Origin of the sequence: Mesorhizobium sp. M1169 (assembly GCF_040318345.1) — a bacterium.
Taxonomy (GTDB): Bacteria; Pseudomonadota; Alphaproteobacteria; order Rhizobiales; family Rhizobiaceae; genus Mesorhizobium.
On sequence record NZ_JAMYME010000022.1, the window covers coordinates 1 to 18843 of the forward strand.

The 18843-nt window shown below is 62.2% G+C and carries 20 protein-coding genes; 7 read left to right on the top strand and 13 right to left on the bottom strand.

Going from position 1 to position 18843, the window contains the following annotated elements; all coding sequences use genetic code 11:
• Positions 1-1448 (bottom strand): DNA ligase D (ligD, locus tag NKH41_RS20575; RefSeq protein WP_352933539.1); only part of this gene is annotated, 1448 nt, incomplete at its 3' end.
• A gap of 636 nt (positions 1449-2084) precedes the next feature.
• Here ligD and NKH41_RS20580 point away from each other — a divergent pair.
• Positions 2085-4013, top strand: a complete 1929-nt coding sequence (locus tag NKH41_RS20580) for an adenylate/guanylate cyclase domain-containing protein (protein WP_352933542.1) — start codon at positions 2085-2087, stop codon at positions 4011-4013.
• A 251-nt stretch (positions 4014-4264) separates the two neighbouring features.
• Here NKH41_RS20580 and NKH41_RS20585 read toward each other — a convergent pair whose 3' ends face one another.
• From NKH41_RS20585 to NKH41_RS20620, 8 genes are all read right to left on the bottom strand, one after another.
• Positions 4265-4600, bottom strand: coding sequence for a hypothetical protein (locus NKH41_RS20585; RefSeq protein WP_352933544.1), 336 nt, complete (start codon positions 4598-4600; stop codon positions 4265-4267).
• Positions 4601-4733: 133 nt separating this feature from the next.
• Entirely contained in the window at positions 4734-5849 is a 1116-nt protein-coding gene (locus NKH41_RS20590; protein ID WP_352933547.1) for a substrate-binding domain-containing protein, read from the bottom strand.
• Positions 5850-5923: 74 nt separating this feature from the next.
• On the bottom strand, positions 5924-6859 hold the full coding sequence (locus NKH41_RS20595) for an SMP-30/gluconolactonase/LRE family protein (RefSeq protein WP_352933550.1): 936 nt from the start codon (positions 6857-6859) through the stop codon (positions 5924-5926).
• Positions 6860-6888: 29 nt separating this feature from the next.
• A complete protein-coding gene (locus NKH41_RS20600) occupies positions 6889-7944 on the bottom strand; it encodes an ABC transporter permease (RefSeq protein ID WP_352450612.1) in 1056 nt (351 codons plus the stop codon).
• A gap of 19 nt (positions 7945-7963) precedes the next feature.
• Positions 7964-9460 carry a sugar ABC transporter ATP-binding protein gene (locus tag NKH41_RS20605; protein ID WP_352780456.1) on the bottom strand — a complete coding sequence of 499 codons (1497 nt, stop codon included), beginning with the start codon at positions 9458-9460 and terminating at the stop codon, positions 7964-7966.
• 82 nt (positions 9461-9542) lie between these two features.
• On the bottom strand, positions 9543-10427 hold the full coding sequence (locus NKH41_RS20610) for an NAD(P)-dependent oxidoreductase (protein ID WP_352780458.1): 885 nt from the start codon (positions 10425-10427) through the stop codon (positions 9543-9545).
• Positions 10424-10999 (bottom strand): gluconokinase, encoded by a 576-nt coding sequence (locus NKH41_RS20615; protein WP_352780460.1) that lies wholly within the window; start codon positions 10997-10999, stop codon positions 10424-10426. Before NKH41_RS20615 ends, NKH41_RS20610 begins: the two co-directional genes overlap by 4 nt.
• Entirely contained in the window at positions 10968-11705 is a 738-nt protein-coding gene (locus tag NKH41_RS20620; protein WP_352771297.1) for an SDR family oxidoreductase, read from the bottom strand. The genes NKH41_RS20615 and NKH41_RS20620 overlap by 32 nt, the downstream gene beginning before the upstream one ends.
• A gap of 172 nt (positions 11706-11877) precedes the next feature.
• Here NKH41_RS20620 and NKH41_RS20625 point away from each other — a divergent pair, with 172 nt between their 5' ends.
• Positions 11878-12798 carry a 2-hydroxyacid dehydrogenase gene (locus NKH41_RS20625; protein WP_352933740.1) on the top strand — a complete coding sequence of 307 codons (921 nt, stop codon included), beginning with the start codon at positions 11878-11880 and terminating at the stop codon, positions 12796-12798.
• Between the two features lie 14 nt (positions 12799-12812).
• Positions 12813-13844 (top strand): L-idonate 5-dehydrogenase, encoded by a 1032-nt coding sequence (locus NKH41_RS20630; RefSeq protein WP_352685445.1) that lies wholly within the window; start codon positions 12813-12815, stop codon positions 13842-13844.
• A 40-nt stretch (positions 13845-13884) separates the two neighbouring features.
• Here the strand turns inward: NKH41_RS20630 and NKH41_RS20635 are convergent, their stop codons facing one another.
• The 3 genes from NKH41_RS20635 to NKH41_RS20645 all read right to left on the bottom strand — a co-directional run bounded on the left by NKH41_RS20635 (position 13885) and on the right by NKH41_RS20645 (position 16348).
• A complete protein-coding gene (locus NKH41_RS20635) occupies positions 13885-14259 on the bottom strand; it encodes a GlcG/HbpS family heme-binding protein (protein WP_502906028.1) in 375 nt (124 codons plus the stop codon).
• 82 nt (positions 14260-14341) lie between these two features.
• Complete coding sequence (locus NKH41_RS20640) at positions 14342-15334, bottom strand: LacI family DNA-binding transcriptional regulator (RefSeq protein WP_352933746.1); 993 nt, start codon at positions 15332-15334, stop codon at positions 14342-14344.
• A gap of 651 nt (positions 15335-15985) precedes the next feature.
• Positions 15986-16348 (bottom strand): histidine kinase dimerization/phospho-acceptor domain-containing protein, encoded by a 363-nt coding sequence (locus NKH41_RS20645; RefSeq protein ID WP_502906029.1) that lies wholly within the window; start codon positions 16346-16348, stop codon positions 15986-15988.
• 515 nt (positions 16349-16863) lie between these two features.
• On the opposite strand from NKH41_RS20645, the gene NKH41_RS20650 reads away from it, so the two are divergent.
• The 4 genes from NKH41_RS20650 (at position 16864) to NKH41_RS20665 (ending at position 18410) form a co-directional block, all read left to right on the top strand.
• The gene (locus NKH41_RS20650) at positions 16864-17166 is read left to right on the top strand and encodes a BrnT family toxin (RefSeq protein ID WP_352474884.1); all 303 of its coding nucleotides are present in this window, start codon (positions 16864-16866) and stop codon (positions 17164-17166) included.
• Entirely contained in the window at positions 17150-17422 is a 273-nt protein-coding gene (locus NKH41_RS20655) for a BrnA antitoxin family protein (RefSeq protein WP_352474883.1), read from the top strand. Before NKH41_RS20650 ends, NKH41_RS20655 begins: the two co-directional genes overlap by 17 nt.
• Before the next feature lie 62 nt (positions 17423-17484).
• Complete coding sequence (locus tag NKH41_RS20660) at positions 17485-17754, top strand: ATPase domain-containing protein (RefSeq protein ID WP_502906030.1); 270 nt, start codon at positions 17485-17487, stop codon at positions 17752-17754.
• Between the two features lie 29 nt (positions 17755-17783).
• Complete coding sequence (locus NKH41_RS20665) at positions 17784-18410, top strand: sensor histidine kinase (RefSeq protein WP_352933555.1); 627 nt, start codon at positions 17784-17786, stop codon at positions 18408-18410.
• Here the strand turns inward: NKH41_RS20665 and NKH41_RS20670 are convergent.
• Positions 18313-18576 (bottom strand): CBS domain-containing protein, encoded by a 264-nt coding sequence (locus NKH41_RS20670; RefSeq protein WP_352933749.1) that lies wholly within the window; start codon positions 18574-18576, stop codon positions 18313-18315. The genes NKH41_RS20665 and NKH41_RS20670 overlap by 98 nt on opposite strands.
• Positions 18577-18843: the final 267 nt, after the last annotated feature.

An 18843-nucleotide genomic window follows, 5' to 3' on the forward strand; every position in this document is an offset into this window, starting at 1 on the left:
CCCTTGCCGCCCGTCACCTTCGGCCAGCTCTGCAGACCTTCCGCTTCCATGATGTCGCGGAGCGTTAGCGCGGTCTCGATCACTTCATCCCACTCGACCCCCTCGCCCGGATCAAGGTCCAGAACAACCCGGTCGGCATGTTCGATGTCGTCAACAGTAGCGTTCCAGGGATGCAGCTCTACCGCGTCCATCTCGACCAGCCCCAGCAAGCCGGCAAGGTCGTCCACCCACACGCGCACACCTTCGCCACCCTCGCGCTTTTGAACGCGCAACTGATGCACTGCTGCGGGGATCTTCGGCAGCGCGCCCTTGTGGTAGAAGGTTGCCCCGAGAGCATGGCGGACCAGCTTCAGCGGTCGGTGGCCGAGATGGACGAGTGCGTAGTCGGCAACCCTCTGCCAGTAGCGCGCAAGCTCTTCCTTGGAGGGCGAGACCGCGTCGGGCAGCAGTTGCAGGATGTTCACGCTGGGAACGCCATGTTCCTGGGCTGGTCCACGTCGCTTTGATGGCGCCGGAGGCTTGGCCGGGATCGCCACGAGGTCTTCTCGCAGACCCTTGAATACTGCCTCGCGCAACACGCCGCGATCAGTGACGCCGCTGAACTGTACCTCGGCCAGCACCTCTGGTCTGACCCACGTCGCCTTCGGCTTCACGATGGGCTCTGACAGAGGCGACTTGCTGATGATCAGCGGGTCGAGCCGCTCTCGAACCAGTTGAGCAACGCTCAAGGTGTAGCCGCTGCGGGCCTTCCCGGCATAGAGCAGTCGGTCGCCCTCGCGGCGACCGATGTAGAGGGATGCGATGCGGCGCGGGTGAGCGCCCAGCTTCTCGACAAATGCCACGATGGGGAAAGTGTCGCTCTTGATGCACTTCACCTTGAGCCAACTGGTCTGGATCCCTGAGCGGTAGGTGGCATCGGTGCGCTTGGAGACGATGCCCTCCAACCCCATACGGCAGGCATGTTCAAACACGTCCGTGCCGCCCAACTCCAGATGTTCGGCGTAGGTCAATGTCGGGGCTGAGTTCTTCAGCAGCTTCTCTAGGGCTGCCTTACGCCTTACCAGCGGCTGCTGCCGCAGATCGCGCCCGTTGAGGTGCAGCAGGTCGAATGCGTAGAAGATGAGCCTCGGCGAGTCTGGGTTGCCCAACTCCCGTTCCAACGCTTGGTAGTCCGGCAGGCCAGTGTCGCCGAGAACGACAGCCTCCCCGTCGATGATCGCCGCCTTCACCGGCAAGCCCGCCGCCGCTTGAACAATTCGTCGGTATCGGTGCGACCAGTCGTAGCCACGGCGCGTGAAGGCTCTCGCTTTGCCGCCCTCAATGATCAGTTCGGTGCGGTAGCCGTCGTACTTGATCTCATGAAGCCATTCGCCGCCCTCGGGCGCATTCTCGACCAGCGTCGGCGACTGGAACTCAATGAAAGAAAGCCCGTCTGTGGCGTTACGCATGCACCCTCCGACGGCGACTCAAGACGCAGAGCAGCAATAGGTTCCGGGGCATTTTAGCGAATTGTATGTTGGGGCAGTTTATGGTTCCGTTGGAATTAGCATCAATTATTAAGCCGCGCACATAGCAAGGACTGGCGCGAGCTGGAGGCGGATTTGCTATGGCTCGATCTGCCGCCAGCCAAAATGCAATGACAATAGCCAACGCTTGGGAGGCATGCGTGGCGCGGATCGTAGTAGCACCGCAATTGCACCGCCGTGGCGTCGTAGTCGAGGTGTCGGGGTCCGCCGAGCCTCCCTGCACCATCCTGATCTGATGTGCGTCCTGACATGGACTCTCCTTCCATGGCTGCATCGGGGCAAGCGGCAATTTCTGTCCTCACCAAAGGTCCGCTTTGTGAATAGCCGTTCATTGCGGCTGCCATGGATGAGCAACGGTCGGGTGGAAGCCTCACATTGCTGCGATCGATCTGAACCGGAACGGGCGCGCGATGAACAGAAATTGAGAAACATCTTCCGAAGTGGACATTCGGGTGATGCGCTGGGCACGGAAGCAAGGAGGCTCGTGCATTCGGGGTGCGCCCTCTTTAAAGCCGTCACGGGGCTTGCAATTCGGTGGCGCATTGCGACACTTGTTGCATGAGCACGTCCGCACAACCAGTGCGTCTGGCCCGCCCCGAAAAGAAGCGGCGTCGCATCCCTATTGCGGTCATCATGGCGTTGAGTTTTGGCAGCCTCATATTCCTGTCGGTCGGGGGCGTGCTCGCGTTGTCGGTCGGCGCCAATTTTCGCAACACGTTCGACTTGCTCGGCGCCCAGTCGACACTCCTGATCGATGCGATGGAGGACTCGCTGCGCGCAGAGATGGGGGACGCCGAGAACGCGGTCGACGGCATCGCGCAGCTGTATGCCCAGGGCGAGTTCCAGATCGACGACGAGGCGATGTCTGCAGCTGTTGCCGGTGCTCTGGCTACCGCCTCGGGGGTCGAGGCGATGCTGATCTGCACCCCCGACCTGGTCTGCCGCGGCGCCGCGCGCTCAGTCGAAAACAACGTTGCAACGGGCGCCATCGAGCATTTTCCGGCCAAGCCCGAGAAGTCGCCCCAAGTCCGCGCCGCCCTCGAACAACGCAGACGGGTCGGCGGCAGGCAATGGGGGGCATTCGTAGCCAACGAGTTCGGCCTGTACGCGCATGTCTCAGTGCCGCTGGCACGTGATGGCGTGACGCAGGCCTGGGTGATCGCGGCGGTCGAATTGCAGAAACTGTCCGATATCACGCGGGAGCTATCATCGCGATTTGGCACGCATGCCTTCATTCTCGATGGCGAAGACCGCGTGCTCGCCGACCAAAGGCTGGCCGATCCCGACGCTCTGAAGAACGGCGTCCTGCCGCTGACGCCGCTGGCCACGTATGGCGATCCGGTATTGGCCGCCTATAGCGCGCGGAAGGTAGAGCGGGATTTCGACACGCGCCGCGCCCGCGACATAGAAATCGCCGAGATCGACCGCAGCGTGGACAATGCGTCCGAGTGGAGCGGCGACGCCACCTACATCGCCATCACCCGCAAGATCGCAGGCTATGGCGACAGGCCCTGGACGCTCGGCGCGTATTTCGAGACCAGTCAGATCAGCAAGGAGATCGAGCGCGTGTTGGGATCGGCCCTGCTCGGTCTTGGGGCGATGGCCGTGGCGGTCATCGTCGCGATCCTGCTTGGGAGGCGCCTGTCGCGACCGATCCAGGCGATCGCCGGCCAGGCCATGCGCGTTGCCGATTTCGATCTCGACGGCGTGACTCCGCTGCCGCGCAGCAGGGTTCTGGAGTTGGACAACCAGGCTTCGGCCTTCAACGCCATGCTGATCGGTCTGCGTGCATTCTCGACCTATATTCCGCGCTCGCTGGTGGCCAAGCTGGTGCGCACCGGAGAGGTCGGCATCGCCGAACCGCGCGAAGCAGTCGTCACCGTCATGTTTACCGACATCGTCGGGTTCACCACGCTGTCGGAGCAGATGGACGCCGCAGCCGCGGCCAGGCTGCTGAACCACCACTTCGAGATCCTGTGTGGCGCGGTCGATGCACATGGCGGTACGGTCGACAAGTTCCTGGGCGATGGCATGCTGGCGTTCTTCGGCGCGCCGGATCGTCTGAAGGGCCATGCCCCGGCGGCCGTCCGCGCCGCCGCGGCGATCCGCGAGGAGCTGGACAAGGACAATCTGGAAGCGGCTGGCGAAGGCCGGCCTCCTCTTCATGTCCGCATCGGCATCCACACGGGCTCCGTCATCGTCGGCAATATCGGCGCATCCGATCGCGTGAACTACACAATCGTCGGCGACACCGTAAACATCAGCCAGCGGCTTCAGGAACTCGGCAAGTTGCTCGCACCAGATGCCGCGACCGCCATCGCGATTTCCGGCGAGGCTGTTTCGCGGCTCGACGAAAAGTTCGAAACGATCCCGGCGGGCAAGCACAGGTTGCGCGGGCGCGGCGAAGCGACGGAAGTCTTTCAGCTTCGCAAAGTCGCGACGTCAGCACCGCCCCGTGTGGACGTTCGCCACGCCCAAGCAGGCTAGGGCCATGCCGCTTCCCTGCCGCTGATCGGCGGCTTGGAGAAGCCCGCGCGAATGCTGGTTCCGGCTAATGCCGACTTCCAAAAAGAGAATTCGGCTCCGCAAGGTCTCGAAAGGGTCATCGGCGTGAATTCGTCTTGCGCGAACGACCTTCCCCTCGGGGTCGCTCAAAGACTCCCATCTTGCGGACCAACCTCACCAAGGCGTCTGGGCTTTAACGTCGGCGATTGTCGTGTGGCGCTTTTTTGATCATCCTATCGAGCGGTTGGAAACTCGTTCGCCTCGAAAACATGGTGATGCACACGGCCGGTGAACATCTTGAGCAGCTCTCCAGTCGCATCGCGGCTCTGAAAGCGAACGTCGGACTGCAGCGCCTTCTTGCAGGCGTCCATGTCGTGATAACGGATGGCGAGCGCCATGGCATAGACGGGGGCGCCCTCATCCCGTGCCGTGCCATCCAGAACGCGCACCTCCTCGGCTCCAGGAAATTGCGTCCACAACGGCACTAGCCTTTCCCTGACAAAGCGCCGGAATTCGCTCTCGCGTCCGGGGTGGATTTCGCCTTCGAACAGGGCGTAGCGAATGATCATGGCGAGGATTTCCTGATTTTCTGCGCTTGGGATGGCCGCCGGCCGGCAAGGGCAGGTCGCGGTGCAATTCGTGGATTTGTCGTGCGAATGAGATGCGGGCGCATCGCGTATTGCGCCCGCATCGCCGGGCGTCCTACTTGCCCCAGATCTTCTTGTATGCGTCGCGGTAGCCATTGCCGGGGTCGAATGCGTTATTCGGCCCACCGTCGAACTCGACATTGTCGGCCGTCACCACATGCAGCGGCGACAGATAGCCCGACCTTTTTTCGCCAGCGATGGCGCGGTTCAGCTCGTCGACCAATTGCCAGCCCTGCAAGTTGAGCGGTTCGGCGACGGTCACCTTCTGGAACTGACCGGCGCGAATGCGCTGATAGGCCGATTCCGAACCGTCGCCGGCGGCGACATTGATCGGCGCGTCGGTGCCGGCTTTGCCGGCGGCGGCAAGTGAGGGTCCCATGAAGTCGAAATAGAGATCGTTGATCGCCAGCGAATGCGTCCAGGCATCGCCGTACTTCTGCAGCAGCGAAGTGGTCAGCTGCGGCATGCGCTGCGAAGTCTCGGCGATCGGCGTGTCGACATATTCGAGCACCTTGCCGCCCAGCCGCTCGATCTCCGCCTTCATCTTGTCTGCCTTGGCGACGGCGATGGCGTAGGTCGAATCGGTGAAGATGACGACGCCGGGCTTGCCATTGGCATCGGCGTAGGCCCAGTCGGCCGCGGCCGTGGAGACTTGCATGGCATCCGTCGACACGTTGGCGAACACGCCGCTTTTCTGGTCGGGCCCGATCACCGGTCCGGCATGCCAGGAGACCAACGGGATACCTGCGACCTTGGCCTGTTCCAGCGCCGGCGCCTGCTCGACCGCGTCAAAACCGTTGATGACGATGCCATTCGGCTTCAACGCCATGGCTTGGCCGAAGGCAGCGGTGCGGCCGCCGATCGAGCCGGCGCCGTCAATCACCTTGACCTCCCAGCCTATCGCCTTGGCTGCTTCCTCGACGCCGTTGGTGACGCCCAGGATGCCGCCGTTCTTGAGGTCGCCGGCGAGCACGACGATCGTCTTGCCTTGCTGCGCCTTCGGACCGGTGGTCGGGCCATCCCAAGCCGTGACCTTCTGCGCATATTTCTGGACGACCGCCATGGCGTCGGCTGTGGCGTCCGCCCGTGCCTGGCCGGCGAACAGGACAGGAGCAGCGATTGTCATGGCCATCAAGGCGACGGATGATTTCAGGAATGTTCTGCGTTGCATGTTGGTACCTCCCTTGGTTTCAAGAAATTGCATGGTCTTTCAAAACTCGGCTTTCGATTGGAGTTGACGACATGTCACCGGCTGATGTCGCCCGCCACCGGACCAACGCCGGCCGGATGTGCGTTGACGTAGATGGAGTAAAGGGATGTCTGCGCAGTGATGTAGAGGCGGTTGCGCTTGGGACCGCCGAAACAGACATTGGAAACGAGCTCGGGAACCAGGATACGGCCGATCAGGGTTCCGTCCGGCGCATGGACGCGCACCGAGTCGGCGCTGGAGGCCCAGATGTTGCCGTCGCGATCGACGCGAAAACCATCGAAGAGGCCTGCCCCGCACTCGGCGAAGATGCCGCCTGCGCGCGCCGACCGGCCATCGGCGGCAAGGTCATAGGCCTTGATCGCGCGCGGCAGGCCGGGCACATGGCTGGCGCCGCTGTCCGACACGTAGAGGATCGTCTCGTCGGGCGAAAAAGCCAGGCCGTTCGGCTGCACCATGTCGGTGACAACGGCGCTCACCTCGCCCGAAAGCTCATCGAACCGGTAGACATGGGAGCCGCCGATCTCCGCTCTGGCGATCTTGCCCTCGTAGTGGCTTTGGATGCCGTAGACCGGGTCGGTGAACCAGATCGTACCGTCGGATTTGACCACCACGTCATTGGGTGAATTGAACCGCTTGCCTGCAACGGTTTCGACAAGCGTCTGCCAACGCCCGTCATGCTCGAGCCGGGAGACACGGCGCCCGCCATGCTCGCAAGCAACGACGCGGCCTTCGCGGTCGAGTGTGTGGCCGTTCTGGTAGTTACAACGGGCCTCGAAGATGCTGACGGAACCATCGCTTTCGTCGTAGCGCAGCAGCCGATCGTTCGGGATGTCCGACCACAGCAAATGCCTTGCGGCGGGGACATACACCGGTCCTTCCGCCCAACGGCTACCGGTCCATAGCCGTTCGAGCTTGGCATGCCCGATCATCAGCTTGCCGAACCGATCGTCGAGAACCTCGTAGTCGTTCATTCCATGATCCACGGGTTTGGCTCGATTTGTCACTTCGAGGGCTGCGCGACGGTCTTGGTCCTGTTTCTTTGCGCTGCGCCGCGCTTGCGCTGGGCGTAGCCGGCTATGCCTATGGCGACGAGCAGCGTGACGCCGTTGAACAATGGCTCGACGAAGAACGAGCCGCCGAACTGCTGGATACCGGAAATGCCGACCGCCAGGATGATGACGCCCGTCATCGTGCCCCAGACGTTGACTCGTCCAGGCTTGATCGTGGTCGAGCCGAGAAAGGCGCCGACGAGAGCCGGCAGCAGATACTCCAGTCCGACGCTGGCTTGGCCAATGCGAAGCTTGGAGGCGAGCAACACTCCTGTCAGCGCCGTCAGGAAGCCCGAGGAGATGAACGCCCCAATGACGAAGCGGCGCACCGGAATGCCATTGAGAGCAGCCGCCTTCGGGTTGGCGCCGATGGCATAAACGTAGCGGCCGATCGGCAGATATTCGAGAATGATCCACAGTGCGACGGCGATGCCAAGCACGTAGAGGCCGGTGATCGGCAGCCCGAACACCATCGTGCCGTTGAGCGCGTAGAAGCCGTTGGGCAACACGCCGACAACCTGCCGGCCGCCAGTGTGCCAAAGCGCCAAGGAATAGAGCACGGTGCCGGTGCCCAGCGTGGCGATGAAAGAGTCGATGCGGGCGACTTCGACCAGCAGGCCGTTGAGGAAGCCGGTCGCGGCGCCGAGAACCAGCACTATCATCACTGCCAGCGGCCACGGAATGCCGAACATGGTCTGCAGACTGATGGCCAGGATGTGCCACAGCACAATGCCGTAGCCGACGGTGAGGTCGATGCGTCCCGACGCCATCGGGATCATCGCCGCCAGCGACAACAGCGCAATAATCGCCTTGTCGGAGATGATCGAGCGCAGGTTAAGCAGCGTCGGGAACGTGTTCGGCAGCAGGATCGAAAACAACAGGATCAGCAACACCGTCAGGATAACCAGCCCGTAGACCGGCAGCAGCCGGATGACCTTCTGCCCCATGGACAAATCAGCCATCTCGCCGCGGGTCGGTTCGAGGGCGCTGGATTCGATCGATTGCATGAGTTCGCTCCCAGAAAGATCAGGCGGCTTCGGAAGCCGATGCCGCGGTGATCACGGCCGATGTGGTGAGGTCTTTGCCGGTGAGTTCGCGAACGATCTGTCCTCGCGAAAACACCAAAGCGCGGTGGCAGATGTGGGCAATCTCCTCGAAATCAGTCGACACCACGACGACGGCGAGGCCGGCTTCAAGCGCGCGGCCGATCAGCCGATAAATCTCTGCCTTGGCGCCGACATCGACGCCGGCGGTCGGATCCTCGGCGATCAGCAATGTACGGCCGGTGTGGAGCCAGCGCCCGACGACCACCTTTTGCTGGTTGCCACCCGACAGCGCCTCTATCGGCAGGTTCGGATCGTTGGGGCGCAGCCCGACGGAACTGCCGATCGCCTGCGCCAGCGCAGCCTCCCTGTGAGGCGCAAGGAAGGAAAACAGGCCGCGCTTGCCGGCGCCGGGATTGAGGAAACTGTTCTCTCGAATCGACAAGGATCCAGCGATTGATTCTTCGGTCCTGTCACGCGCGATCAGGCCGATGCCGGACGACATCGCCGCGATCGGGCTGGACAGGTCCGGCACAGCCCCGCGGATCGTCACCGTGCCGGAAAAGGCCTGGCAGCCAAACAGCGCGCGGCCAACCAGTTCCTGCCCGGCACCGCGCAGGCCGACCAGGCCGAGCAACTCACCCTTGCGTACGTCAAAAGACACCGGGCCGGCACCGGCGCAGACAAGGTCGCGGACAGCACAGATCGTCTCGCCGGCCTGCGTTTGAGCCTTGCTGAAAACCTGGCTGACCGGACGGCCGACGATCATCTCGACCAGTTCGTCCGGTTTTGTATCGGCGACTTTCTTCTCGCCGACCAGCCTGCCGTCGCGCAGCACGGCGACGCGATCGGCGATGCGGAAAATTTCATCGAGGCGATGCGAGACATAGATCATGCCGACGCCGCGCTGCTTGAGCGGACGGATGGCGTCGAACAGCCGCTCGACCTCGTCGGCGGGAAGGCTGGCGGTCGGCTCGTCGAGCACCAGCACATCGGCCTCGGTAGCCAAGGCGCGAGCGATGGCAACCAGCGACTTTTCTGTACGGGTCAGATCCTGGACCCGCGTCGTCGGGTCGAAATCACAGCCGACCAGCTTTAACGCCTCCTGCGCCCTCGCCTCGGTCGATCGCCAGTCGATCAGGCCAGAGCGAAGCGAAAAGCCTTGGGCCAGGCCGACATTCTCGCCGACCGTCATCCATTCGATAAGACCTAGATCCTGGTGAATGAAGGCTACGGGCTGGCGCTGGTTCGGCCGCGGCGGGCGATGATGGTAGGGCTCGCCGCGAAACAGGATTTGGCCGCCATCCGGCCGATAGATGCCGGCGAGCGTCTTGATCAGCGTCGACTTGCCGGCGCCATTCTCGCCGAGCAGCGCCAGGATCTCGCCCTTGTGCAGATCAAGCGTCACGTCGGAGAGCGCGCGGGTCCCGCCGAACTCCTTCGTAATTGACTTGAACTCGATCAGTTTTTGCTCGGTCACAATGCGTTCCTCCCGAGATCGCCCAAATGATGTTATCGATAACATTTCTAGGCGTCAAGCATCAAAGAATAAGGCCAACGGATCAGCTGGTCTTGCCGTCGAGCAGACGCATCATCTCGGCCGAATCGTTCGGCCCCAATCCAGCGGCGCAGAGCAGGCGATGGATCTCGACCACCTGCCCGGTCATCGGCATCGGCGTCTTGGTTTTCAGCGCGAAGGCCTGTAGCGAATCCAGATCCTTCAGCATGTTGTCGATGCGGCCGGTGGCTGAAAAATCCCGGGCAGCGAATTTTGCCATGAATTCCTGCATGATGCTGGAATCGGCCCGCCCGCCCTTGAGTGCCGCGGGGATTGCCTTCGGGTCTACGCCGCCGGCTTCGGCAAGCTTCACGGCTTCGGCGACAGCCTGGAACAGTACGGCGCAGAACAGCTGGTTGATCAGCTTTGTCGTCTGCCCCGCCCCACTCGGCCCCATCAGTGTGTAGTTGGTGCAGAGATGCCGCATCACCGTGCGCGCCTGTTCGAAGTCTTCAGCCTCGCCACCCGCCATGACTGTCAGCCTGCCGGCCAGCGCGCCGGGAACGCCGCCCGAAAGCGGGCAGTCGAGCCATTTCATGCCGGTCTCGGCTGACAGCTTCCTGGCCATCTGCGCGGTGTCGACGGGATCGATCGACGACATGTCGATCAGCAGCTTTTCCGACGACGCCGCAGCAGCGACACCACCATCGCCAAACACCACCGAACGCACGATATTGGCATGGTTGAGACTGAGGACGATGAAGCTGCTCGCTCGCGTTGCTTCGGCAACCGATGCGGCGGCAGCCGCACCCTTTGCAGTCAGCGCTGCAACCTTGACCTTGTCCAGATCGAATACCGTTACGGCTAACCCAGTCTCGATCAGGCGTGTGGCGATCGCCGACCCCATGATGCCGGCACCGACAACGGCGACTTTTGTTGGTTGCGTCATTTCAACGTGCCTTTCTTTGATCTGGCAGGGCCGACCCCAAATGTACCCAGACCCTGCAACACTCTATCGGCAATCGTGTCGACAGGCGCCTCGATGTCCACTGTGACCACCAGCGGTTCGTCGCCGGGATGCTCCAGTGTGGCGAACTGGCTGTCGAGCAGCGCTGGCGGAAAGAAGTGGCTGCGGCGCTCGGCAAGCCTGGCTTGCAGCACCGCACGTGAACCGTCCAAAAATACGAAAAGCACCGGCCCGATAGCACCATGGCGAAGGCGATCGCGATAGGATTTCTTCAGCGCCGAGCAACTCGCGACGAGCCCGCGTCCTTGCTCATGTGCATGGCGCAAGGCTGCGCCCAACAGGTCCAGCCAAGGCCAGCGATCCTCGTCGGTAAGCGGTATGCCCGCCGACATTTTCTCGACATTCCCGCGCGGGTGCAGCGCGTCGCCTTCGACAAAAGCGAGCCCTAGACGAGCCGCGATCGCGATGCCAATGCTGGTCTTGCCGCAGCCGCTGACACCCATCACGACGATGGACCAGGACTCAGAGGCAGGTTGTGATGCCGCCATCGACATAGAGCGTGTGTCCATTGACAAAGGATGAGGCCGGTCCAGCCAGAAAGATCGCCGCGCCGACCAGTTCGCCGACATCGCCCCAACGACCCGCCGGTGTGCGGTTGGTCAGCCAGGCTGAAAACTCGGGATTGTCGACCAGCGCCTGGTTGAGCGGCGTCTTGAAATAACCCGGCGCAATGGAATTGATCTGCAAGCCATGCTTCGCCCAATCGGCACACATTCCGCGCGTCAGGTTGCGCACAGCGCCTTTCGTGGCCGTATAGGGCGCGATGTTCGTCCGTGCCAGTTCGCTTTGCACCGAGGCGATATTGATGATCTTGCCGCGCCGCCGCGGGATCATGTGCCGCGCCACCGCTTGTCCCACGAAGAACACGCTGGAGATGTTGGTGCGCAAGAGTTCCTCCCATTTGTCGGCGGGGAAATCCTCGAGCGGCATTCGGAACTGCATGCCGGCATTGTTGATAAGGATATCGATGGCGCCGATCGTCGCCTCGATCTCCGCGACGCCGTTCGCCACCGCAGCATGATCGGTGACGTCGAAGACGGCGCTATGGACCTTGTGTCCCTTCGCTGTCAGTGCATCCGCAGCTGTTTTGACCTTTTCGGCGCTGCGTCCGTTGAGCACGATTTCGGCGCCGTGCTGCGCCAACCCCTCGGCCAGCGCCAGGCCGATCCCCTGTCCCGAGCCGGTGACCAGCGCCCGCATGCCGGTCAAATCGAATAATGAACTGCCCAAATGCTCCTCCTGAGCAATGTTTCCTGAGCGGCCACGATTTCCAACGCACTGCCGCCAGTCCCTATTGACATGTATGTTATCGATAACATAGTCAATGGAAAAATGAGTTCGCACAGGAGACGACGCCGTGACCGACATTTTGATGACAGGTCCCTATCCCGATTGGGACATGGGAGATCTTGAGGCGAAATATCGCGTCCACAAACTTTGGCAGTCCGAGGACAAGGACGCGTTGCTCTCAAGCCACGCCGGCGCGATCCGCGCCATAGCTACGCGCGGCGAGCTTGGCGCAAGTGCTGCGCTGATGAGAAAGCTGCCGCAGCTCGAAATCGTTTCCTGCTATGGCGTCGGCACCGACGCCATCGACCTTGCCTATGCCAGTGCGAACGGCATTCGTGTCACCAATACACCTGATGTTCTAACCGAGGACGTAGCCGATATCGGGATCGGGCTGCTGCTCGCCGTGGCGCGAAAAATCCCGCAGGCCGACGCCTATGTACGCGATGGAAGCTGGCGCAAGGGCAATATGGGGCTGGTCACGCGTGTCTGTGGAAAAAGGCTGGGCATTGTCGGCATGGGCCGCGTCGGTGCGGCGGTGGCGAAGCGCGCCGCTGCATTCGACTGCACGATTTCCTATTTCGACAACCGCAAGCGCGACGATCTTCCTTATACTTTTGTCGGCGATCTGGTCGAACTGGCGCGCGACAGCGAATTTCTGATCGTAACGCTCGCCGGCGGCGAAAGCACAAAACACATGATTAATGCGTCGATCCTGGCAGCGCTTGGAGCAGACGGTATCGTCATAAATATTTCGCGCGGCAGCACGATCGACGAGACCGCGTTGCTCGCGGCCCTGGAATCCAGTGCCATCAAGGGTGCCGGGCTCGACGTGTTCTGGAACGAGCCAACCATCGACGAGCGCTTCCTGAAGCTTACCAACATCGTGCTGCAACCGCACCACGCCAGCGGCACGGTGGAGACCCGCAAGGCCATGGGTCAGCTCGTTCGCGATAATCTCGCGGCCCATTTCGGCGGACAGACCTTGCTGACACCGGTCGTCTGAGAAGGGATCACATCATGAAGTCGATCGTCATCCACGCGGCAAAAGACCTGCGGATCGAGGAGACCGATCCGGGCTCCCCTGGCGCCGGACAGGTCGAGATCGCGGTCGAGGCTGGCGGCATCTGCGGCTCGGACCTGCATTATTACAACCATGGCGGCTTCGGCGCGATCCGCCTTCGTGAACCCATGATTCTTGGCCATGAGGTTGCGGGCACGGTGCGGGCCCTCGGCGACGGCATCTCCACACTTGCGGTCGGCGATCGTGTGGCGATCTCGCCCAGCCGAGCCTGCAATGCCTGTCGCTACTGCCTGCAAGGCATGCAGAACCAGTGCCTCGACATGCGCTTCTATGGCAGCGCCATGCCGATGCCGCACATCCAGGGCGCCTTCCGCCAGCGCCTGATCGCCGAGGCGTGGCAGTGCCACAGAATAGCCGACCACATCTCCATCAACGAAGCCGCTTTCGCCGAGCCCTTCGCGGTGACGCTGCATGCCATGAACCGCGCCGGCTCGCTGCTCGGCAAGCGGGTTCTGGTCACCGGCTGCGGGCCGATCGGCGCGCTTTGCATCCTCGCCGCACGAGCCCACGGCGCGCGCGAGATCGTCGCCACCGATGTCATGGAGGGCGTGCTGGCGAAGGCCCTGGAGATCGGTGCCGACCGGACGATCAATGTCGCGACAAACAGCGAAGAGCTCGCCGCCTACAATGTCGACAAGGGTAGTTTCGACGTGATGTTCGAGGCCTCCGGCAATGAACGCGCGGTGCGTGCAGGGCTCGATGTCCTGAAGCCGCGCGGCGTGCTCGTGCAGCTCGGTCTCGGCGGCGATCTGTCGATCCCGCAGAACCTCATCGTCGCGAAAGAGATCGAGATGCGGGGCACTTTCCGTTTCCACGAGGAGTTTGGGATCGCCGTCGACCTGATCAATCGCCGCCGGGTGGATGTCAAACCGCTACTGACGGGCATCTATCCTCTCGACGAGGCGGTCGCGGCTTTCGACATCGCCGGTGACCGGAACAAATCCATGAAGGTTCAGATCGCGTTCTGAAGATCCTTCGGTTGCGCTGGAGGCGCATCGGCACATCGCATTAAATCACGTCGGCGCCAACCGCCGCCAAGGCGGCGTGTGCCACATCGAAATCCTGCTCGCCGGTTCCCGACCCGACGCCGATGCCGCCCGCAAGGCGTCTGCCGAAGCAGATCGGCAAGCCCTCGGGCAAATTGGTCACGTCGCCCTGCGATGCGATACCGGCTGAGAGCGCCGCTTCGAACGCCATGCCGCCAGTAGCGGCGTTTATTGACGCCGCGGTGCACGCCTTCGCCTGCGCCGTACGCATGCTGAGGAACCGCGCGCCATCCATGCGCAGGCTGGCGAGGACTTCGCCGCTCGCATCGACGACCACGAGACATTGCGGCACGCCCATCGTGACGGCGCGCGCTGCTCCGGCTGCAACGGCTTTCAAAGCACCGTCATGCGTGAGGGTGATGGTCTCGCGAACATCGCTGCTGGGCTGCCCTTCGCTGCGTTTGAATCGATGCAGGAACTCAGGTGCTTTCGCGCTCGACGACGCGATAGCTTGTGAGGACGATTTCTTCGCCGTGTCGTTTCTCGTCGCCTCGGATCACCTGGATCAATCTGCGGGCGGCCTGTTGCCCGATGCCGTAGCAGTCGACATTCACGGTGGTGATGCCGGGATGGCAAAAGGCGGCTACCTCGTAGTCGCCGAAGCCGGCAATGGCGATGTCCTGCGGGATCCGCATGCCCCGGCGCTTGCATTCCATCAGTGCGCCGAAGGCCGAAAGGTCCGAAACGCAGAGTACGGCTTGCGTGTCCGGCCAGCGCTCCAGCATGCTGACGACGGCCTGGCCTCCCTGCTCGATGGATATCGGCGGCACGCCAAAGGAAACGAGGCGCCCGGTTGGCAGGCCGAGTTCCTCAATGGCTCTGACAAAGCCTTCGCGCCGTTGGCTGCCGCGCGTGTCGCGCGAGGTCGTGCCACCGATGTAACCGAATTTATTGTAGCCTTTTCTGGCCAGCGTCTTGACGAGAAGCCCCATCGCCTCTTCGTTGGAGAATCCGACCACCTGATCGATGGGTTTCGCCGGCAACTCCCAGGTTTCGACTACAGGGATACCCGCGTTTTTAAGAAGCCGGCGGACGCGCTCCGTATGGGCGCCGCCGGTCAGAATGATGCCTTCGGGCCGCCGACGGAGCATCGCTTCGATCAGCTTTTCCTCCTTCTCGACCGTATAGTCGGTGTAGCCGAGCAGAAGCTGGAGTCCCGTGCTCTCCAGTTCATCCGTTATGCCGCGCGCCGTATCGGCGAAGTTGGAATTGTTGAGTGATGGAACCATCGCGGCAACAAATCCAGTCTTGCGCGAGGACAGGCTGCCGGCCGATTGGTCGAGCACGTAGCCGAGGTCGTTGACCGCGACCATGATCTTTTCCCGCGTGGCCTTGGAAACGAGGCTGCCCTCTTTCAGGGCGCGTGAAACCGTCATGGTGGACACACCTGCCCGCCGCGCCACGTCGACCATCGTCGGGGCGTGGCTCTCGCCCGGTCTCGATGAGGCGGCCTTGGCCATCATGCCGCTCCACCAGCCGGCAGCGATGTGCCCAAGCAAAACGCTGGACACTCGGGCACAAGCTCTCTGCGGCGTCCGGCATCGCTCATGAACCACCCGTTGGAATCAACTTCACGCAAGGCATGTTATCGATACCATATCAAAAGACAACAGCCACATACGGCCCAAGCGTAAACATGGTCATGAGCACCGGTTTGGGCCGCGATCACACTTTGGCTCTACTGCCGACGACGATTGCCGAATGAGGTCCGCCCGACAGGACCGGACACCGTTTCTTCGATGCCTGCCGGGCGTGGGTGCGCCAGCTCTGTCAGCCAGCCCATAGCGAGCAAGTCGACGGTGTAGGCGACGGGATCAGGAGCAGCAGGGCAGGAACGCCCGCCATTGGGATGCCGGCACCACACGATAGACCGCCTTCATGTAGTTGGCGCTCCCGAGCAGATAGATCGCCGGTCCGCCAGTGAGGATCAGGACTTAGGTTAGGCCGTCTTGAGCGGATCATGGGAATGCGCCAGCACCAGATCGTTTCCGACGGCGGCGGCGATGACCCCGCCGACAGGATCCCGCGGGCATAACGAGGCCTATCTGCCGAATTGTCGGAGGTTAGAAACTCTTCCGCCGAGGAGAACGGGCCGCACGATTGCCGTCGCGGATGGTGCGGCGCGCGGTTTCTTGCGCGACCTCGAAGTTTGGCGGGTCGGCCGCCAGCATGCGAAGGCACGTGCTGGCATTGGTAATGATTCCTGAGAGCGGCTGATTGACCTCATGCGCGATCGAGGCCGTCATTGCGCCGAGGCTCATTACCCTCGTGAGGTGGGCGAGTTCCGACCTAAGTTTGTCGTGCGCCTGCGCCAACAGCCGGCTTTGTGTCACGTCCTGAACCGCGCCAACGCATTCCAGTCGACCGGTATCGTGCTTTATCACGCGGCCGAATACTCTGACGTGTTTAATCCTGCCATCAGCCATGAGAAGCCTGATGTCGTATTCGGGATTGTCCCGACCGGAGCGCACCCGACGGGCGGCTGCACGATGCCAACAGCCTTGATCGTCGCCAGCAGCAGGGGGCCTGCGGGCTGGACTTGGAACGGCGCGCCTTGTCGGGATTGTCCTTGAGCGAGCGCGGATCAACGAATTTCAGTTCCATGGGAATGCTCCTTGGAGGGTTGCAGACGCGGCCTTTCACCGGTCCTTTCTCGTCTTCCTTCCGAAGACATCCCCCTGCCCGCGGAGCGGGCGGGCCGGTGCAACTGCCTGGTGAGCATCCCTGCCCGGCAGGACAAGCGGGGCTTTCAGCCCTGCGCCGGACGACGCGGCCGGGATTGCGAGGCTGGCGGTTGAGCGTCAGCGCCACCGATCTGGCCGATCAGCGAGGGGGTTTTCCTTGCCTCCATTTCCTCTCCCTATGCTGTCCAAATCTGCTGGGTGGAGCGCTCACGCCTGACGGAGCTTGAAATCCGCGTATATTATGGCAATATACATCGATGATCGAATGGGAACGGATTGCCGGCTTCGACTGGGATGCGGGCAATGCCCGCAAGAGCATCGACAAGCACGACGTCAGCCAGGCCGAGGCGGAACAGGTGTTCTTCAACGAGCCGTTGCTGACCGTTCCCGACGCAAAGCACAGCGCCATCGAGCAACGAATTCATGCTCTGGGGCGCACCGATGATGGAAGGCTGCTGCACATCACCTTCACGCTTCGGGACAAGGACACCAAGATCCGGGTGATTTCCGCCCGGGATATGAGCCGCAAGGAGCGAGGCTACTATGACCAAGACAGCTAAGCCGGTTCCGACCTTTGCATCGGAGGCCGAGGAGCGCGCCTTCTGGGAGTCCAACGACTCCAGTGAGCATGTCGATTGGAGCAAGGCAGAGCGGGTCCGCCTGCCCAACCTCAAGCCGTCGTCGACCTCGATCTCGTTGCGGCTGCCCAATAGCCTGCTCGAACGGATCAAGGTCGCGGCGAACAAGCGCGACGTGCCCTATCAGTCCCTTATCAAGACCTGGCTGTCCGAGAAGATTGACGCCTCTCGAGGCTAAGGAGGCCGGCCTTAAGCCTCTACCTCTCCCGGGTAACGAGCGGCAATGCCGATCTTGACAGGATGACGAGCGGGGGCTTCTTCCGCGACAGCGTTACGCTGGTCAGCGGCACGACCGGCACCGGCAAGACGCTGCTGGTGACCAATTTCCTGGCCGGTGGCGTCGCGGCCGGCGAACGCTCCTTACTGGTTGGCTACGAAGAAAGCCGCGGTCAGCTCATTCGCAACGCGCGCAGTTGGGGTGTCGATCTCGAGACGATGGAAGCGGAAGGCGGGCTCAAGGTCGTCTGTCTCTATCCGGAGGCGGCATCGTTCATGACTTCAACAATCTGATCGCCGTCTTCGAATCCGGCCTCCGGCAGTTGGCAAAGCAGCTTGCGGACAATCCCGCCGATCCGAAAATCGGTACGCTGATCGAGGAGATGCTGAAGCGCACGCGAAATGGCGGCGCGCTGACGCAGCAGTTGCTCGCCTTCTCCCGGCGTCAGTCCCTGGAGCCCGAAAAGGTCGATCTCAACCAACATATTGGATCGCTCACCGCTCTGCTGGAGCGGACCCTCGGCCGCGACATCAGGATCGAGCGTCATCTCGATCCAGCGCTCGGTCCGGTTCTCATCGACGCCAATCAGCTCGACGTCGCCATTCTCAACCTGGCGGTCAACGCCAGGCATGCAATGACAGACTACGGCAGGTTCACGATCGAGACGAGTGACGCGCCTGACGATCTGGACGATCTGAAAGGATTGGCGGCGTCGTTCGTTCGCTTGACGCTGAGCGACACCGGCCACGGCATGGACAAGCAAGTTCTCGCCCAGGTCTTCGAGCCCTTCTTCACGACAAAAAGCAATGGCGAGGGAACAGGGCTCGGACTCAGCCAAGTCTACGGCTTCGTCAAACAGTCCGGCGGGCACATCCGCATCGATAGCCAGGTGGGCAAAGGGACCAGCGTGCATTTGTTCCTGCCGCGCACACCCCGTTGCGATCCATGATCATGCCGACGGGTCGATCGTTCTCGCCGATCGGCACGCAACCGATACCCTCATCGCGCATGACCCGCGCGACTTCCTGCATCGACGCATCGGGGGAGTACCAGCGCACTTTCCCCGTCATCGCTTCATTTACCAGCATGGTCGCCTCCATGTGGCCAGGTCCCATCGGGGTCGCGGACGGCTGCAGCACAAAAAGGGCAGTGGCATTGCTGTGGACAGTACCGCCCGCGAAGTTCCGAACGTAACTATGCACCCGGACGATGCGGTCACTGACCAGCTATTCAGGCGCCTGGTATCCGAAAAAATAGCCGAGCGCCGGCAGGCTCGAAGTCTTTCTGTTCGCCGTGAGCTGGCGTTCCTGGCCTTTTCATCAAAGCAGGCAACGGCTTCTATCGCGTCACCGATCGCGAGGCTGATTGATCCGGGTTTGCCG

Bases quoted from the DNA above. Each gene is read 5' to 3' on its own strand.
- NKH41_RS20670 (WP_352933749.1), bottom strand. From the start codon at position 18,576: ATGGGACCTGGCCACATGGAGGCGACCATGCTGGTAAATGAAGCGATG.
- NKH41_RS20645 (WP_502906029.1), bottom strand. From the start codon at position 16,348: ATGGCTGATGGCAGGATTAAACACGTCAGAGTATTCGGCCGCGTGATA.
- NKH41_RS20610 (WP_352780458.1), bottom strand. From the start codon at position 10,427: ATGACGCAACCAACAAAAGTCGCCGTTGTCGGTGCCGGCATCATGGGG.
- NKH41_RS20595 (WP_352933550.1), bottom strand. From the start codon at position 6,859: ATGAACGACTACGAGGTTCTCGACGATCGGTTCGGCAAGCTGATGATC.
- NKH41_RS20585 (WP_352933544.1), bottom strand. From the start codon at position 4,600: ATGATCATTCGCTACGCCCTGTTCGAAGGCGAAATCCACCCCGGACGC.
- NKH41_RS20655 (WP_352474883.1), top strand. From the start codon at position 17,150: ATGACCAAGACAGCTAAGCCGGTTCCGACCTTTGCATCGGAGGCCGAG.
- NKH41_RS20580 (WP_352933542.1), top strand. From the start codon at position 2,085: ATGAGCACGTCCGCACAACCAGTGCGTCTGGCCCGCCCCGAAAAGAAG.
- NKH41_RS20590 (WP_352933547.1), bottom strand. From the start codon at position 5,849: ATGCAACGCAGAACATTCCTGAAATCATCCGTCGCCTTGATGGCCATG.
- NKH41_RS20625 (WP_352933740.1), top strand. From the start codon at position 11,878: ATGACAGGTCCCTATCCCGATTGGGACATGGGAGATCTTGAGGCGAAA.
- NKH41_RS20630 (WP_352685445.1), top strand. From the start codon at position 12,813: ATGAAGTCGATCGTCATCCACGCGGCAAAAGACCTGCGGATCGAGGAG.
- NKH41_RS20620 (WP_352771297.1), bottom strand. From the start codon at position 11,705: ATGCGGGCGCTGGTCACCGGCTCGGGACAGGGGATCGGCCTGGCGCTG.
- NKH41_RS20615 (WP_352780460.1), bottom strand. From the start codon at position 10,999: ATGTCGATGGCGGCATCACAACCTGCCTCTGAGTCCTGGTCCATCGTC.
- NKH41_RS20650 (WP_352474884.1), top strand. From the start codon at position 16,864: ATGATCGAATGGGAACGGATTGCCGGCTTCGACTGGGATGCGGGCAAT.
- NKH41_RS20600 (WP_352450612.1), bottom strand. From the start codon at position 7,944: ATGCAATCGATCGAATCCAGCGCCCTCGAACCGACCCGCGGCGAGATG.
- NKH41_RS20660 (WP_502906030.1), top strand. From the start codon at position 17,485: ATGACGAGCGGGGGCTTCTTCCGCGACAGCGTTACGCTGGTCAGCGGC.
- NKH41_RS20640 (WP_352933746.1), bottom strand. From the start codon at position 15,334: ATGGTCGACGTGGCGCGGCGGGCAGGTGTGTCCACCATGACGGTTTCA.